This is a genomic window from Achromobacter sp. SIMBA_011 (assembly GCF_046535435.1).
In the GTDB taxonomy this organism is placed as follows: Bacteria; Pseudomonadota; Gammaproteobacteria; order Burkholderiales; family Burkholderiaceae_B; genus Achromobacter; species Achromobacter dolens.
On record NZ_JAWRWN010000222.1, the window covers coordinates 1 to 312 of the forward strand.

1 protein-coding gene is annotated in these 312 nt (G+C 61.5%); it reads left to right on the forward strand.

The features are described from left to right. A partial coding sequence (locus SB816_RS30670; RefSeq protein WP_410548074.1) for a DNA-3-methyladenine glycosylase family protein occupies positions 1-291 on the forward strand: 291 nt, incomplete at its 5' end. Positions 292-312 lie beyond the last annotated feature (21 nt).

Consider the following 312-nt stretch of genomic DNA (forward strand, 5'->3'; position numbering starts at 1 on the left):
GACAAATGGACGTCGATGGACGACGAGGACGTGATCGCGGAACTCACGCAGATCCGCGGCATCAGCCGCTGGACGGCCGAGATGTTCCTGATCTTCAACCTGTCGCGTCCGGATGTCCTGCCGCTCGACGATCCTGGCCTGATCCGTGCGATTAGCGTCAACTACTTCAGCGGAGAGCCCGTCACGCGCAGCGAAGCGCGCGAAGTGGCCGCCAACTGGGAGCCGTGGCGTACCGTCGCGACCTGGTACATGTGGCGCAGCCTCGACGTGCCCGATGGCGACATCGATTGACGTCTATCAGGTTTTAAACAT